16 protein-coding genes are annotated in these 17,005 nt (G+C 46.0%); 6 read left to right on the top strand and 10 right to left on the bottom strand.

What is annotated here, in order from left to right:
• Window positions 1-122: 122 nt before the first annotated feature.
• Window positions 123-2,375 carry an AraC family transcriptional regulator gene (locus tag F0220_RS08765; protein ID WP_105597937.1) on the top strand — a complete coding sequence of 751 codons (2,253 nt, stop codon included), beginning with the start codon at window positions 123-125 and terminating at the stop codon, window positions 2,373-2,375.
• A 128-nt stretch (window positions 2,376-2,503) separates the two neighbouring features.
• Here F0220_RS08765 and trmB read toward each other — a convergent pair whose 3' ends face one another.
• Together trmB and F0220_RS08755 are read right to left on the bottom strand one after the other, a co-directional pair.
• Window positions 2,504-3,259, bottom strand: coding sequence for a tRNA (guanosine(46)-N7)-methyltransferase TrmB (gene trmB, locus F0220_RS08760; protein WP_105597936.1), 756 nt, complete (start codon window positions 3,257-3,259; stop codon window positions 2,504-2,506).
• 152 nt (window positions 3,260-3,411) lie between these two features.
• On the bottom strand, window positions 3,412-3,612 hold the full coding sequence (locus F0220_RS08755; protein ID WP_105597935.1) for a hypothetical protein: 201 nt from the start codon (window positions 3,610-3,612) through the stop codon (window positions 3,412-3,414).
• Window positions 3,613-4,051: 439 nt separating this feature from the next.
• Between F0220_RS08755 and F0220_RS08750 the strand changes: the two genes are divergently transcribed.
• The 4 genes from F0220_RS08750 (at window position 4,052) to F0220_RS08735 (ending at window position 7,779) form a co-directional block, all read left to right on the top strand.
• Window positions 4,052-5,005, top strand: a complete 954-nt coding sequence (locus F0220_RS08750; protein ID WP_105597934.1) for a tRNA modification radical SAM protein MnmL/YtqA — start codon at window positions 4,052-4,054, stop codon at window positions 5,003-5,005.
• Complete coding sequence (locus F0220_RS08745; RefSeq protein ID WP_105597933.1) at window positions 5,006-5,590, top strand: tRNA 5-(aminomethyl)-2-thiouridylate-methyltransferase MnmM; 585 nt, start codon at window positions 5,006-5,008, stop codon at window positions 5,588-5,590.
• Window positions 5,591-5,779: 189 nt separating this feature from the next.
• Complete coding sequence (locus tag F0220_RS08740) at window positions 5,780-6,757, top strand: type I phosphomannose isomerase catalytic subunit (protein ID WP_105597932.1); 978 nt, start codon at window positions 5,780-5,782, stop codon at window positions 6,755-6,757.
• Window positions 6,758-6,798: 41 nt separating this feature from the next.
• Window positions 6,799-7,779 (top strand): alpha/beta fold hydrolase, encoded by a 981-nt coding sequence (locus F0220_RS08735; RefSeq protein WP_105597931.1) that lies wholly within the window; start codon window positions 6,799-6,801, stop codon window positions 7,777-7,779.
• Between the two features lie 134 nt (window positions 7,780-7,913).
• Here F0220_RS08735 and odhB read toward each other — a convergent pair whose 3' ends face one another.
• From odhB to F0220_RS08700, 8 genes are all read right to left on the bottom strand, one after another.
• Window positions 7,914-9,182, bottom strand: coding sequence for a 2-oxoglutarate dehydrogenase complex dihydrolipoyllysine-residue succinyltransferase (gene odhB, locus F0220_RS08730; RefSeq protein ID WP_105597930.1), 1,269 nt, complete (start codon window positions 9,180-9,182; stop codon window positions 7,914-7,916).
• Between the two features lie 5 nt (window positions 9,183-9,187).
• Window positions 9,188-12,061: a 2-oxoglutarate dehydrogenase E1 component gene (locus tag F0220_RS08725; RefSeq protein ID WP_105597929.1), complete on the bottom strand. Its 2,874-nt coding sequence runs from the start codon at window positions 12,059-12,061 to the stop codon at window positions 9,188-9,190.
• A 633-nt stretch (window positions 12,062-12,694) separates the two neighbouring features.
• The gene (locus F0220_RS32840) at window positions 12,695-12,934 is read right to left on the bottom strand and encodes an NUDIX hydrolase (protein ID WP_223199903.1); all 240 of its coding nucleotides are present in this window, start codon (window positions 12,932-12,934) and stop codon (window positions 12,695-12,697) included.
• A gap of 3 nt (window positions 12,935-12,937) precedes the next feature.
• On the bottom strand, window positions 12,938-13,129 hold the full coding sequence (locus F0220_RS32835) for an NUDIX domain-containing protein (RefSeq protein WP_223199902.1): 192 nt from the start codon (window positions 13,127-13,129) through the stop codon (window positions 12,938-12,940).
• Window positions 13,130-13,627, bottom strand: coding sequence for a GNAT family N-acetyltransferase (locus F0220_RS08715; protein ID WP_091014876.1), 498 nt, complete (start codon window positions 13,625-13,627; stop codon window positions 13,130-13,132).
• A gap of 117 nt (window positions 13,628-13,744) precedes the next feature.
• Complete coding sequence (locus tag F0220_RS08710; protein WP_306299270.1) at window positions 13,745-14,167, bottom strand: GNAT family N-acetyltransferase; 423 nt, start codon at window positions 14,165-14,167, stop codon at window positions 13,745-13,747.
• A 136-nt stretch (window positions 14,168-14,303) separates the two neighbouring features.
• The gene (locus F0220_RS08705; RefSeq protein WP_091014877.1) at window positions 14,304-14,813 is read right to left on the bottom strand and encodes an 8-oxo-dGTP diphosphatase; all 510 of its coding nucleotides are present in this window, start codon (window positions 14,811-14,813) and stop codon (window positions 14,304-14,306) included.
• 238 nt (window positions 14,814-15,051) lie between these two features.
• Complete coding sequence (locus F0220_RS08700) at window positions 15,052-15,840, bottom strand: DUF3891 family protein (protein WP_091014879.1); 789 nt, start codon at window positions 15,838-15,840, stop codon at window positions 15,052-15,054.
• A 183-nt stretch (window positions 15,841-16,023) separates the two neighbouring features.
• Between F0220_RS08700 and coaA the strand changes: the two genes are divergently transcribed.
• Entirely contained in the window at window positions 16,024-16,953 is a 930-nt protein-coding gene (gene coaA / locus F0220_RS08695) for a type I pantothenate kinase (RefSeq protein ID WP_091014881.1), read from the top strand.
• Window positions 16,954-17,005: the final 52 nt, after the last annotated feature.

Raw genomic sequence — 17,005 nt, 5'->3', positions numbered from 1 at the left:
GCATACATAATATATAATTCAAGTTACTCTTGCTCTTCTGCTCATCCATGTATGAAGCCCCACTTATGTATATGAAATTCTATGTTGTTCACCCAAAACAGGTGGTTCGAGGGGGAAGATGAATGCGTAAACGTTCAGAGGACAGTCAGAAGGTCTTCACACGGATTCTGATCGGCATTATTATCAGTACCGTCGCTACCTTACTTGTGGCTTCTACTATTTTGTACGTCAACTATAATCGGATTGCTCTTCGTCAGGTGTATCGTACAGATATGAACAGTCTTACTCAAACCAGCCGTGAAGTGGCGAAAATGACCGAGACTGCAAAATCATTGTCATATCAGATCTATCAGGACTACACCATCTCTTCATTACTGCTTTATTCCAAACCAAATATCTATGAGATCACATCGGCGATGGAGCAGCTAGACAACTACCGTATGTCCCTTCCCTTTATCGAATCCATCTATGTATATAACTCCAAAAGTAATGAATTCTATATCAGTTCCAACGTGCGCAATGGGCAGCAGTCCATCTCGGAGATCGATGATCAGGGGATTACAAGCATCCTCCAACGCTTCCATGACTATAAACCTTTTGTGCCCATCCCGCGTACATATCAGGTCGGCTCTACCGAAGCAACAGAGGTTAACAGCTACACCTATCTCTGTTATGACACGATTAATGATAACGCAAAGCTAAACTATGCTGTCATCGTTAATATCAAGGATGATTGGCTCAGTCCGAATATGAATGCTGTGGATCAACCAGGCAAAACCTTTATTGTAAATGAGAATGGAGACCTTTTATCTGACTTTGGCGACCGTGCATTGATGAAAAATCTTTCCAGCGAAGCTTTTATGAAGCCAATTATGCAGGATACGGAGCAGTCAGCTTACTTTACCGAGAAGGTCGACGGAGAAAAATCTCTCATCACCTATACCGCTCCCGATGACCTGGGTTGGCGTTATGTGAGAATAACACCTTATGATCTGATTACCTCAGATATACGGAGTATGCGCACACATACCGTTCTGTTTTGTGTTGGACTTCTCTTCGCAGGCTTACTGCTCTCTTACCTTGTTTCCCGAAAACTATATCACCCTATTGACAAGGTGCTTGTTCGTTTACGTGTGATGGAAGCAGAGCGACGTGGCAGTCTTCATTTGTTACGGCAGGATTTTCTACGAGGGGCCCTACAGGGCCGCGAAACAGTAACTGGTGGTATGCTGGAAGAACGGATGAAGTTCTACGGTTCCTCCATTGATGTTCAGCGTACATCCAGGCTGGTATTGCTCCGTATTGACCATTTTACCGAATTCTGCGAAACGTATCGTGATGAGACCCAGCTTGTAAAATACGCCATGATGAACATATGCACTGAGACAGCCGATCTCCACTACAATGCGGAAGCTGTGGACATGGGCGGTGATCTGATCACACTCATCTTCAATGAAAAAGCGGAAAACCATGAACTTGGGCAACCTGCTCATCATCCGATCGAGGAGCTGCTGCGCATGATGCAGGCTGCTGTAATGACCCATTTGAAATGCTCTATCTCCTGTACGATCGGCACGGAAGAAGATTCATTGGAAGACAGTATTGCATCCTACACCAGATCAGCCGAAGCCTCACTGCATCGTTTGTTCATGGGACCGGGCTGTCTGATCTATACCTCTGACATCATGGCTTATCACGCCAAGGAGTACGCCTTCCCAGCAGGTAAGGAAAGACAGCTTGTCGACCATCTAATGACAGGCAAGACGCGAGAAGCCAAACAAGTCTATGCAGATATCGTCGGCGAAACAGCCGCATATCCATTTACCGTCTTCCAGCTAGCCTTATCCCATCTGACGATGACACTGAACCATGTACGAAATACCCTCAAGAAGAATAATCAACTCACGCTTGATTCAGTCTCGGATGGTCTAATGCTGCCTGTCAAAGACGCTGAAGACATCAGTGAAGTACATGAACACTTCTATCGGATGTTTGATGAGCTTGGTTCCAAAGTCGAGGAGAAACGTACACTGAAGCACGAAGAGTTGATTCGTAAAATCAATGGCATTATTGAGCGGGACTATGCGGACCCCAATCTATGTCTAACTTCTATCGCAGATGAGCTTAACATGTCGCCCATCTATGTAAGCAGGCTCTACAAACAGCTCACCCTGAAAGGGCTCACGGACGTGATTAACGAAACCCGCATAGCCAAGGCCCAGCATCTGCTGGTGGAAACGGAGAACTCCGTTGCCGACATTGCCGAGAGAACTGGATTCACCAACAGTTCATACTTCTATCGCATGTTCAAAAAGTTCAATGGTGTTACACCAAACGATTATCGTCGCAAAGAGTTTCATTCAGAGAACTTTTGAAATCATACCAGGCTTGAGTTTATGGAGCATTGCACATTGTTGTTAATGCAAAAAAAGAGCGACCTATGAGAATGAATCATTCACCTCATGTGTCGCTCTTCTTTGATAAGTTTAAGTTAGATTTCGATTTATTCCTGTTCCTGATCTTCGCCGGACTCATCCGAAGCTTCACGAACTTTATACTTGTCCAGACGTGTCTGCTGATACTCACGCAGGGCCTCTTCACCAACAATCACTTCAACCCGGTGAATGTTCATACCTTTGCCCATGAATTTCTGCTCGTACTCGGTCATCACATGTTCTTCGTTTAGTCCATCGCGATGCAGATTCAAAGAAATATTGGTCATTTGCAGGCCGAAATCGGCAATGGCGTTGAGTGAGAAATCAAACAGCGTCTCCGAATCGGTTTTGAAATGAATCTGACCTTTTGGATTAAGCAATTCCGTATATTTCTTCAGGAAGCGCGGATGCGTCAACCGGCGACGTGCATGCTTTGCTTTTGGCCAAGGATCACTGAAGTTCAAATAAATGCGCTCCAGTTCTTCCGGCTCAAAAACTTCCTCGATCTGTTCAATATTTGCCAGCGCAAGCTTCAGGTTAGGGGGTGTCTCCACATCAGCCTGACTCCACGCATTACGAGCTTTCTCACTGGCACGACGCACCAGTTCATCATACATATCAATACCGATGAAATTAAATTCCGGATATTTATAACTCATTTGGCTGATAAATTGACCTTTACCCATACCAAATTCCACGAAGATCGGATGCTCATTGCCAAACAGTTCAGACCATTTTCCTTTATGTTGCTTGGGGTCCAGTACAACAAGATCAACTTGTTGCTCCAGATTTTCTCTTATCCCTTTTCTGCCACGTAAACGCATTTTATTCCTCCGTTTGTCCCATACTTGTCTCAGACTTATTTTGCCGAAGAACTGGCAAATTGTAAAGAGCAATGAAAAGGGAATCTTCGGATCTGCCACTTTGGGCAAATCTCAAAGATTCCCTCTTCGATTTATTTGGAATTGGGGTCCAACTACTTTAGTAGTTCATAGTCTACCTTATCTTGGTGTGAAAAATCAAATGTCTTTTCGAAAGCATCGCGAACTTTTTGTCTTGCAGCCGCTTTCACTTTCGGATTTCCATTAAAACGAACACCTGTTAAAGCCAGTGCTTCTTCTGCCGTCAATTCAACAGACACACGATTCAATTCATTGTTTTTAACTTGGGAATTCATTCATATCACCTCACGGTATAGTATGGTCCATGACGTCAATCTTGATTCAAATGCTATGATGAATAATACCCACTAGATGGTGTCTGACGCTGATTTAAATATAACACAAGGTGTAAACTATAGCAAGGAGAAACCCTTGATTTTACGGCCTATTTTTGCGTTTCGATTCCCTTTTTTTTTAGTTTTTTGATACAATGATAAAGTGAGCATTTTGCATAAATCCCATAAGCGTCTTCCAATCAGCAAGATATGGATCAGGATGATTTTTCCTGTCCATATCTTGTACCCGTGAGCGATTCAAATCGAATAATGCAAAATACTAAAGTTCATGAAGACCCCTATAATCGCTATCCATCGTCTATGACGGAAATCGCATAGCGCTTCTTCTTTTGTTCACGTATGATTACTGTAATTCGACAGCCAAAGGAGTACCCTGAAGATGAATGCACCTGCATTACAGTCCCCTATGTTGTGGGGAGATAAACGATTCCATACCTGGAATTATGAGATGCGTGATCAGTTTAACAATAAGGTTTTCAAAGTGATGCTGGATGCTGGATTCACCTGTCCCAACCGCGACGGTTCCATCGCCAAAGGTGGTTGCACCTTCTGCAGTGCGCGTGGATCAGGCGATTTTGCTGGCAGCAGACGTGAAGATCTGGTCACCCAATTTAATACAATTCGAGATAAACAGCACCTCAAGTGGCCTACAGCCCATTATATTGGCTACTTCCAAGCCTATACGAACACGTATGCTCCGGTTGAGGAGCTGCGCGAATATTTTGAAGAAATTCTTGAGCAACCCGGTGTTGTTGGTTTGTCCATCGCCACTCGCCCGGATTGTTTGCCAGATGACGTTGTTGATTATTTGGCTGAACTGAACGAACGCACCTATCTGTGGGTTGAGATGGGACTTCAAACGATCCATGATTCCACATCAACATTGATTAATCGGGCGCACGACACGAAGTGTTACGAAGAAGCGGTTGAGAAACTGCGCAAACGGAATATACGAGTGTGTACACATATCATATATGGTCTGCCTCAAGAGACACATGAGATGATGCTGGACACTGGACGGGCAGTTGCCAATATGGATGTACAGGGAATCAAGATTCACCTGTTACATCTCATGCGCAAAACACCGATGGTGAAGCAATACGAAGCCGGACTTTTACGTTTTCTGGAACAGGATGAGTACATCAAACTGATCGTAGATACACTGGAGATGCTTCCACCGGAAATGGTCGTACACCGTCTTACAGGCGACGCACCGCGTGATCTGCTGATTGGACCAATGTGGTCCATGAACAAATGGGAAGTGTTGAACTCCATTGATCGTGAGTTGCGTGAGCGGGATTCCTGGCAAGGTAAGTATTGGAGGCGAGCATAGATGGGCTTTCTTTCAGTTCTCAGCTGTGCGCATCAGTGGATCGCTTCCCGTCTTCAGCCAGGTGATCTGGCCATAGATGCAACGGTGGGTACAGGAGCAGACACACTATTTTTGGCACAACAAGTTGGCAGGCGTGGTCAAGTCATTGGATTCGATATTCAAAGTGAAGCCCTCACACTGGCACAGGCCCGGATTCGAAAACGAACCGACGAAGCCAAACTTGGCTCCATCTCCATGCTTCAACTAAGCCATGATCGAATGACAGAAGCGGTACCTGAGTCATGGCCTGGTGCGGTTGGTGCAGTTATGTTCAATCTGGGGTACCTGCCTTCAGAGAGTGCAGATTCCTCCATCATAACCGAAACTGATAGCACGATCGCTGCACTCGAGGCTGCACTCACTTTATTACGCCCTCGCGGAATCATTACGGTTGTGCTCTACCCCGGTCATGACGGAGGCGCACAGGAAGCATCAGCCGTATTGGAATGGTCCTCTGCCCTGCCGGTGGAACAGGCACAGGTTGTGATGTATCGCCAATTGCAGCGAGAAACTTCTCCTTTTCTGATCGGAATCGAGAAAAAATAATTTCCTTTGTTCACCAAATACAATAAACTAGACACAATCGCAAGGCGAGCTATTAACGGCTTTTTCTTACTGCGATCTGTGTTCTACATCTACATATGCAAACGTATTCACTTGTTTGCTCATGGCGACTACATGCCCATGACTGATTAAAGCGATCCACCACTTCATATACTAGAGGAGAGATTACTGATGTCTACGCCATACCCATTACAATTCCAACCTGAATTCAAAGAACGTGTGTGGGGCGGTCGTGCGCTGGAGCAATTCGGCCTTACGCCCCCTGAAGGACATATCGGAGAAGGATGGATGATTGCGGATCATCCAAACGGTACAACCAAGGTATTAAATGGAGCACTTGCTGGCAAGGGTCTGGATGAAGTTCGTGAACAACTGGGCACCGAATGGCTTGGAACCAAAGGCGTTTCCGAAAAAGGCGGCCGTTTCCCCCTTCTGATTAAGCTGCTTGACTGCAACGATGACCTGTCCGTTCAGGTTCATCCAACAGACGAGTATGAGGCACTGCCTCCTGGCGAGCTTGGCAAAACAGAAATGTGGTATGTACTCGACGCAAAACCGGGCGCACACATCATCTACGGGTTGAATGAAGGCGTTGATCGGGCAACATTAAAAGAAGCATTGGAAAACGGCACGGTGATGGATACCCTTCGTCAGGTGCCTGTAGAAGCTGGTGATACGTTCTTTATCCCTGCTGGAACAGTGCATGCGCTCTGTGCAGGTGTCGTTGTCGCTGAGATTCAGCAAAACTCGGATACGACGTACCGGATATACGATTACAATCGTCCAGGGCTGGATGGCAAACCACGTGAGTTGCATGTTGAAGACTCATTAAATGTCACCGCCTATGAGGGCGCAGGTGCCTCAACGATGAAAACAAATAACGCTACTCCTGGTGAATGGCTCAAGCTTGCGGAATGCCCTTATTTTGTAGTTGAAAAAGGGGTTGTGAATAAACGTTGGGAACTCTCCACCAATCCTGACAGCTTCACGATTCTCGTTGTCTGTGAAGGAGAAGGAACTCTGGAGTGGGCACATGCTGAATCAGACAACATTGAATTGAAAGCTGGACAATGTTATCTCTTGCCAGCCAATCTGGGTTCTTATACATTAGATGGAAATACCACTGTGCTTCGCTCTTATCTGCCATAAATCAAGCTTATATGTAACCTGTGAAGGAGGAATTACACGAGATGCAGGAATCTACCTTTGCCTTGGTCGCTAGTGAAGGTACCCGTATTCATGTGTACCGCTGGCTTCCCGATCCGGAATGCAACGTTAAAGGTGTAGTGCAAATTGCACATGGCATGGGCGAGACGGCAGCCCGATACGCCGAATTTGCCGATATTCTTACCCAAAATGGCTATGCGGTTTATGCCAATGACCATCGGGGTCATGGCAAAACCGTGGAGAATGCCAAATTGCTTGGTAATGCTGGTATCGATGCCTTCCGCTGGATGGCGAGTGATATGATCAATCTGGGCGAAGTAGCCGCCAAGGAGAATCCTGGGGTGCCCCTGTTTCTCATGGGACATAGCATGGGCTCATTCTTGGTACAACATCTCATGTACGCTGGTCATGAGCAGTACCATGCCTTTATTTTATCCGGGACAAACGGCAGACGCGGTCTGCTCCGGTTTGGTGAGAAGCTGGCCTTCTTGCAATGTGGCATTCAGGGCGCTACTCATCCCAGCATGCTGCTCAACGCGATTGTATTTGGTGGATTTAACCGTTCTTTCCGCCCTGCAACGACACCGTTTGATTGGTTGTCGCGCGACTCCCAAGAGGTTCAGCGATTCATTGATGATCCCCTGTGCGGAGCAGTCTGTACAGCAGGCTTTTTCCGCGACTTCTTCAAATTGCTGCTTGAAGTCCATCTTCCACACAATATGGAGCGCATACCCAAACACAAACCCGTATACCTGTTCTCAGGTGAGAAGGACCCTGTCGGACTTCATGGCAAAGGCGTTCTTAATCTGGTCTCGCAGTATAAGAAGCTTCAGCTGGAGAATATTGAGTATCGCCTGTATCCGGATGGACGCCATGAAATGCTGCATGAGATCAACCGAACAGAAGTGGCTCAGCATGTTGTGAACTGGCTAGAGCGGAATACCCCTGGCTCGAATACACACCCTAGCCCGATGAACCCTACTGAGACGGCTGACTCTATCTAATAGAGTCGAAGGCAACATACCATGAGCAACAGCAAAAGAAACCCCTGGATCGGATGTGCAGCTCACGCTGCGCTCCAGTTCAGGGGTTTTCTTGTTAAGCGATATGAATAATAGCTATAACCAAGCTTTATGGATTAACCTTCAATTAACAGAGATTCCGGGTCTTCAAGCAATTCTTTCACGGTCACGAGGAAACGAACAGCTTCACTTCCGTCGATAATCCGGTGATCGTAGGACAGCGCGATGTACATCATTGGACGGTTCTCCATCCGCTCTGCATCAATCGCCACTGGACGAAGCTGGATCTTATGCATCCCCAGAATACCCACTTGAGGTGTATTCAGAATTGGCGTAGACAACAAGGAACCAAATGTTCCACCATTGGTGATGGTGAACGTTCCACCTTGCAGATCAGATAACGCCAGCGTGTTGGAACGAGCTTTGGATGCCAGGTCCGCAATGCTCTTCTCGATCTCGGCAAAGCCCAGACGATCGGCATCACGCACAACCGGTACAACCAGTCCTTCCTTCGCAGATACGGCGATGCCGATATCATAATACTTTTTGAGCACAACATCTTCGCCATCAATCTCTGCGTTAATTGTAGGGAATTTTTTCAGAGCCCCCACAACCGCTTTGGTGAAGAAGGACATGAAGCCCAGGTTAATCTCATGTTTCTCTTTAAACTTGTCCTTACGGCGTTTACGTACATCCATGATCGCAGTCATATCAACTTCATTAAACGTAGTCAACATGGCTGCTGTCTGCTGAGCCTCTACCAGACGTTTGGCAATGGTCGCACGGCGGCGAGACATCCGCTGACGCTCCACTGGTTTGGTATAGGTAGAACTTCCGGCTGCCGGAGCACTTGGTGCTGCAGGAGCTTTACTCGCAGGTGGAGCAGCAGGAGCAGGCGCCTGATTGTTATGGCTCTTCACATCATCCTGGTATACCCGCCCAATTGGATCTTTGCTCTGAACCTGATCTAACTCGATACCACGTTCACGTGCAAGCTTACGGGCAGACGGCGAAGCCGTCTTGGCACTATCGGATGACTCCGGTGCTGCCGCAACAGGTGCTGGTGGTGTTGGAGCTTCAGGTGCAGGAGTAACGGCCTTTTTCTCTTCAGCTACTGGTTCGGAAGCGGGTGCACCGCTTCCTCCTCCAGAACCAGCTGAGAGTGTACCGATCGTTTCACCGATCTCTACCGTCTCTCCTTCCTGACGAATGATCTTCTCCAGCACGCCACTTTCTTCTGCGCTGATCTCAATATTTACTTTATCCGTTTCCAGTTCAAGAAGCACATCACCCTGATTAACGGTATCCCCTTCTTTAACCATCCATCTGGATACAGTTCCCTCAGTTATTGACTCACCCATTGCAGGTACTTTAATTTCACTCACAGCTGTTACCTCCCCAGTGGAATATTATTCTTCGTCGTTTGTTTCAACGCAGATGTAATAATCTGTTGCTGTTCCATACTATGCACAAGCTGATAACCGCTGGAAGGACTTGCGTGTTCCGGGCGACCTTCGTATCTAACGGTTGTGCCTTCCGGGGCAACTTCACGAAGACGAGGCTCCATGTATGTCCAGGCACCCATGTTTTTGTTTTCTTCCTGCACCCATACCAGTTCTTTTACATTGCTGAAACGTGCAAGTATACGTTTGATCTCTTCTGCCGGGAACGGATATAGTTGTTCCACTCGAATGATGTGAAGCCATGACCAATCTGCTTTATCTTTTTCAAAAGCATCTTCCAAGTCGATGGCAATCTTGCCACTGCACAAAATAATGCGCTCTACGCGATCCGGCTGTGTCCCAAGTCCAGCTTGCTCCAGCACAAGCTCAAACTTGCCTTCACTGAATTCCACTGCCGGTGATGCAACACGCGGATTCCGAATGAGACTTTTCGGTGACATCATCACAAGTGGACGGGCATCTTCTGTTTCAGTCAACGAAGCTTGACGACGCAACAAGTGGAAGTACTGAGATGCACTTGACAAGTTAGCAACCGTCATGTTGTCTTCTGCACACAACTGAAGGAAGCGTTCCAGACGAGCACTTGTATGCTCAGGTCCCTGACCCTCATTCGCATGTGGCAACAACATCACCAAACTGGACTTCTGAGACCACTTGGCACGGCCGGATGATACAAACTGGTCGAATATAACCTGTGCACAGTTGGCAAAGTCACCGAATTGAGCTTCCCAGATAACCAGTGTATCGGGTGAATATACGTTATATCCGTATTCGAATCCAACAACGGATTCTTCAGACAACGGACTGTTATAGATTGCAAAGGATGCTCTTGCCTGTGGCAAGTGATGTAAAGGGCAGAACTTTGCTCCATTCTCCGAATCATGCAACACCAGATTCCGATGAGCGAATGTAGCACGCTCGGCATCCTGTCCACTAATCCGAATCGGTTTGCCATCAGCGAGAATGGTTGCGAATGCAAGTGTCTCCGCAAGGCTCCAATCCACTTTCTCCCCTTCATTCAAGGAAGTGCTCCGGCGTTGCAAAATCCGCTGTAACTTCGGATACACGTTGAAGTTCTCAGGCCATTTCAGCAGATCGGCATTAATGCTGCGCAGATTCTCAAGTGGTACCGCTGTTGGAGTAATCGTAACAGCTTCCGGCTCACTGATTTTCCGTTGATAATATTCATGTACTTCATTTTTCTTCATCTGGTCATAAGCTTCTTTTAATTTGTTCGTTACTCCATCGCGAATGCTCGTGATGGACGCATCATCGATAACCGATTCCTGCTTCAACTGATCCTGATACAAGTGGCTTACCGTTGGATGGTTTTTCACCTTGTCATAAACGATAGGTTGAGTTGTTTCGGGATCATCGGTTTCATTATGGCCGTAACGACGGTAACCGATCAAGTCGATCAGGAAATCCTTTTTGAAACGATTGCGATACTCTGCGGCCATACGAATGGCTGCAATACAAGCTTCCGGATTGTCCGCATTCACGTGTACAATCGGAATTTCATACCCTTTAGCAAGGTCACTTGCGTAGTATGTTGAACGGGAATCACCGCTATCTGTAGTGAAACCCAGACGATTGTTGACGATAATATGGATGGTTCCGCCATTCTGATATCCTGGCAGAGCTTTGAAGTTAAGCGTCTCCGCAACGATCCCTTCTCCAGGGAATGCAGCATCACCGTGCATCAAAATGGTAGCTGCCTTCGTTACATCCTGCTTCGGATATCCAGGGTCACGACGGTCATCCTGAGCCGCACGTGCAAAACCCTGTACAACCGGATTGACGTATTCCAGATGGCTCGGGTTATTCGCCAGAGTAAGGCGGGCCTGCACAGTTTCCCCGTCTTTTACAAAACGGTTGGCACCCATATGATATTTGACATCCCCCGTCCAACCGTAGTTGATTCCCGTCGAACCTTCCGATGGAACCAGGTCTTTGTTCGGAGCATGATGGAATTCAGAGAAAATTTTGCTGTACGGTTTGCCCAAAACATGAGCAAGTACGTTTAACCGTCCACGGTGGGCCATACCCATCAGAATGTGGCTTGATCCCGCTTCTGCCATGATGCGGACCGCTTCGTCCAGCATCGGTACAAGCACATCATTACCTTCGATGGAGAAACGTTTCTGTCCAACAAATGTTTTGTGAAGATAATCTTCAAATTGTTCAACTTCAACCAAACGTTCCAGCAAAGCCTTACGTTCTTTCGGCATAAGCGGAGCTGGTGAAGTCCGGGATTCCGCACGGCGATTCAACCACTCACGTTCTTGAACTTCGTGTACATGACTGAATTCATAAGCCATGGGTCCAGTGTAAATCTGACGCAAGCGTTGGATTGCATCCCATCCGGTTGCTGTCTGCCCATCTGCACCTTCCCAGATCAGGGAAGCAGGCAAAGCTTTCAGATCTTCTTCGTTTAATTCAAAATGCTGAGGTTCCAGCAAAGATGTATCTGTATCTTCACTGATTCCAAGCGGATCTATGTCTGCAGCAAGATGACCATACGTACGGATATTCCATACCAGCTTACCTGCTGTAACCGCTTTCTGTAATAATTGAATGTCTACGCTTCCGGAAGCCGATTGGGCGTTGCCGGAATTCGAGGTTGTGCGTGCATCCCTGCCAGACATCGGCGGTGCACCCCATTGTTCAAATAGTTCCCGATAGGCCGGTGTAACCGAACCAGGATCTTGAGCAAATAATTCATATTGTTCCTGTACGTATCCCATATTGGGGCCATAGTAACTTTCCCAGGGCTTCTTGTTGCCTTCCACGATCGTCATCGACGTTCCCTCCGTCTTGATTTAGTCATAAGTTTTTGACGGAAATCATTGACTAAGCCGTAATTTGCGTTCGTTCAACATTTTAAGCTAAATTTTTCATGAAGTCCAATAATCGTGCTGTTGGTGGTAGTAACGTTAGTCCGACGCTCCCGTCAAGGTTTGTCTGCGTTTTCAAAATCAAAGTAAAACAATGATTGTATATACCGTCGCACAGATGTCGAATACTGTCCTGATCCGTTCGAAGGTTACACTTTCTCCTCTTCTTCAAGTGAAGTCCATGTTCTAATATCTATTCTATAAACTTTTACGCTCAGGAGCATTTCCTATTTTTAGTTCAATTGATGCATAAATTAGATGAATCGAATAAATCGAGCAATTTGGATAGAACAACGAACGCTTAATTACAACAAAATAGGCATACGATCTCCCATTTACCTCCTTAATTAAATTGTGGTCCATTATGTTCAAAAACAAACCGTCCAGTTAAACATTAACCAATTGACATCACATTCAACAAATAATTGGGGTTTTCTTGAGGAGACCAACTGAAAAAAGCTCGCCCAGACATAAATTATCCGAGCAGCTTCTTTGAATTCAACAAGTTTGAGTTAACACTACAGTTGATAATGCGCATCAAGTTGTACTTTGACTAATCATATACTCTGCAAACGGCGTTAGGGAAAGATCTCTAACCTGCTCCATTGTAAACCAGTCCGCGCCCAGCGAGTCTTCGCCATCGGGTTCTTTTTTGATATGATCCGGCTGACTGGCTGCGGTCAAAACAACATCATACAACATCCCGATATGGTGCAGCTCTTCCGGCTCACCTTGATACACCCATTCCAGTACCGTAGACTCCGCAGAACGAATCATCAATTACAGATGGGTCAGGCCCGTCTCTTCTTCAATCTCACGTTGAAGTGCGGCCTCTGGCTGTTCACCAAATTCCAGCCTTCCGCCTGGTAAATCCCATTGCCCCTGATATGCCCCACGTGCCTTATGAATCAACAGGAATTTGTGCTCCCAAGTGACCAAACCATATACGCCAATATGTGTATGCCGATTCACTTAAGTACCCTTCCTTTCGTCTTCATCCTCGATAACAGCATCCAGATCTATGGCCATACGGATCATATCCACACAGCGGATACCATCCTCTATAATCTCTTCCTCATAATGTCTCACAAAGAAATCACGATCAACCCCGATAATGCGGAAACCGCAACGTTGGTATAACTTCAATTGATGAAAGCTGGAGTTGCCTGTTCCAATCTCGAGAATCCGGCAGCCCAATCTACGTGCAGCTTCCATCGCTTCCTTAATCATGTGTTTGCCTACACCTTGTCCCTGCAGTTCTTCCTGTACGGCAATATTAACAATCTCGGCAGTCTCCGGACGAGTCTTTAACAATACGAACTCTCCAACCATCTCTCCTTCATACTCAGCAATAAAACAAACACCCCGACTCAGGTACTCATCAACAATTGCTTTTGAAGGATCAGCCATCAATAAAAGTTCGTACGGTCGCTCTTCTTCCCAGTCCAAAATCCGGAACGACAATTTCATGCCAATCTCCACCTTTTCATCGTACAATATTCATTCTCGTTCTGTTTGCAGAAGCCTATGTATGGCAGATCTACAAATATATCTTGCTTGAGTCTAACAAACCTATCACCCAATCTATTAACCAACTACTGTACCCGATTGATTTTGATAATGACGAATAACCATTCCTGATGCTTTGGACATCCCCTGTTTCTCATAGAACGTCTGCAGCTCCGGATCACATAAGAGATCAATCATATAAAGATCACGAAGACGTTCAAATATGCGTTGAACAAGAGCCGTCCCGATTCCCCGACCCTTATACTCTGGGACTACTTCCAGTAAGGGGATATACGCGCTGAGAACACCATCAGAGATGGCTTGTATGAATCCGACCACCTTTCCTGTATCTTCATCAACAGCCAGTTCAATGGCATAGGACTTTTCCAGCAACTTTAGAAAAGTTGGCGTAGACGGCGGGTTTGGCCAACCATAAAAAAAATTCCCATCTAGCTGTTCAAGATCTATATCTTCCAACTTATCACGAAATACGATCCCCACAGACTACTCATCTCCCATAAAAATAGTAAACTTCATTATATCATAATATCTGGATATAAATATATAGATATGGATGATACATTATGACCGATCATTAATTGAGAATTTTACATGCTGTATCCAACCTTCAATCCCCTTACCGGACTTCGCGCTGTTCAAGAACAGAATCGCTATACACCATAAATGTCTCTTGCAGCGTACGTCCGGATGACTTCTCCCAGATTACACTCCGCTCAAAAGTACCATTTTGGAAAAAACGCGGGACACGTTCAGCGAACCAGTCCTGCATAGGCAGCTCAAAAACCCGCTTCATAGGCACCCATAACAGTTCGCCTTCGGGCGGATCTTGCAATAACTGACCCTCGAATGAAGTCGCCAAATAGTTAAATACCATGTACCGCAATCCTTGTTCGGGATCACAGAACTCATCAAGCCCTTTATACGTAATCTCATTAACTGCTAGCCCCGTCTCCTCCAGAACCTCCCGCACGGCACCATCCACGATACTCTCCGGAAAATCTACCTTCCCCCCAGGAGCGATGTATCCCGGAAATCCTTTGCGATCCGGCCGATTCATTAACAACACCTGATCATTCATTTTGTCCCATACCATACACATCGTTAATATCTCTATTCTAGTATCCATATTCGTCCTCCTGCTAACATGCACTTCTCTGCTGTACACTAACATTTCTGGGAATAACCTGTGTTTTCCTTCTTTATTCCCACTCTGATTCATTCGTATTTTCACCGGTCTCACAGTATAGTCGATGATGATATATATGCATACGAAAGGCGGACGCCCTGTACACCTGTACATCAGAAGCCCGCCTGTTTTGTGATATTCTATGCTGCTCTTTCCTCAAGCCTGGAGTTTACAGTTCTCAGTTCAATTCCGTAATCAACACCCGGCGTTCCTTCCATTCAGCCCGGCGATAAGCCTGTTGCATACCAAATTTGCGGATACTTGCCTTTGGCACCGATTTATAAGGCAAAACAATCGTAAAGTCCTCATCAAACGGGAAAAAAGACAGGCCTACTTTTTCATTGGATAACCACTCTGCCTGAATCGGTTGTCTGGAACAGGCATCAAACGTACAACTGAGCCCTTCTGCAAAAAAATCATAACGCGCAGCAGGTGTTCCAGGTTCCTCCATACAGAGAAACAGACTGAGTTGATCACAAAAAAGCATGATCTCCACATCGCTTTGCAGCCTTCGTTTCAGCGCTTCAGCATCGCCACCCAGCTGATTCTCCAAACTCAACTGACGTTCGTGTTCTTGCTGCAGATAATCTCGGATGTCATCATCATCCTGAGCATTGGCCCCCAGATTTTTCTGAAATAGCTCCGTGTACATCAAGCTACACAATAATCCGGCGTAGAGGTTTTTCTGACGAACTTCTTCAATCCCTTTATGGTAGAATACAAAACGCGGACGCAATGGAAAGTCACGAAACGAATACGGTGATTGACTGTAATCATTCCAGAACGGAGACGAATCCAGTTCAATCCAGCCACGGTCATGTTCCTTGGCCGCTAGAATCAATTCATCCCGATGCGCAGCATCGGCTAGTAATTCATTCTTCCAGTGGGAAGCCATCTCTCCGGCTACTAATCCATGCTCATGCTGTGCAGTCAAAACAAAATCATGCTCTCTCTCATATACGATCATTTGCTGTCACCCTTCCGCATGGTATACGTTGACTTTAACATAAATTGGGTTAAACTTTCCTAGTAAGTTGTTTTTCGCTTCATTTTGACGAAAGGCACAATGTAAAGGTGTTGTCAGTTTCCTGAAATTTGATACACTAAAGGTTGTGTCCACAATTATATTACATACAGAAAGCGGGATCTCATGAATTTATACTCTCCTTACATCGAGTTTAACCGCAAGGAATGGGCTGAACTTAAAGAACATCAGACCACTCTTCCACTGACGGAAGCCGAATTAGAACAGTTAAAGGGATTGAATGAAGAGGTATCGATTCAAGAAGTCGAAGATATATATTTGCCTCTTACCCACTTTATTGACCTATATGCAAGAGTTTCACGAGAGCTGAATCAACTGACGGCCACCTTTATGAAAAAAGAAGCTCTCCCCACCCCCTACATCATTGGAATCGGGGGTAGTGTTGCCGTGGGCAAAAGTACAGCGGCCCGCTTGCTACAGGCACTGCTCGCCAGAGGTAAGAATAGCCCGAAGGTTGACCTTGTCACAACCGACGGTTTCTTATATCCCAATGCGGTACTGCAAGAGAAGGGCATCATGAACCGCAAAGGATTCCCGGAAAGCTATGATATCAAATCCCTGATTCAGTTCATGGGTGATGTAAAATCTGGCAAACCCGAAGTGAAAGCACCCGTCTACTCTCACCTCGCCTACGATGTCATTCAAGGGGAAGAGAAGCAGATCTGTCAACCGGATATTCTCATTATTGAAGGTATCAATGTACTTCAGATCAAAAAGGAAACGCCTTTGCTGGTTAGTGATTTCTTCGATTTTTCAATCTACATTGATGCGGAAGAAGAGCATATACGACACTGGTACGTTGAGCGTTTCAAGCTGCTCCGCAATACAGCTTTCCAGAACACGGATTCCTTTTTCCATCAACGATTCGCCAATATCGATGAAGAAGAAACCGTGCGTACGGCCAACCAGATCTGGCAGGATATCAATGCCAAAAATCTGCATGAAAACATTTTGCCAACCAAAGGGCGTGCCAGACTGATTCTGAAAAAGGAAGCCGATCACTCCATTGGGCAGATTCAATTGCGTAAACTGTAGACAACACTCGTGCAGTACACTTTGATGTTATAACTAATTACCCTTAAAAGGA

It is taken from the genome of Paenibacillus sp. 37 (assembly GCF_008386395.1).
Taxonomy (GTDB): Bacteria; Bacillota; Bacilli; order Paenibacillales; family Paenibacillaceae; genus Paenibacillus; species Paenibacillus amylolyticus_B.
The sequence above is the reverse complement of the archived record's forward strand: the minus strand, read 5'-3'. Positions and strand labels throughout refer to the sequence as shown.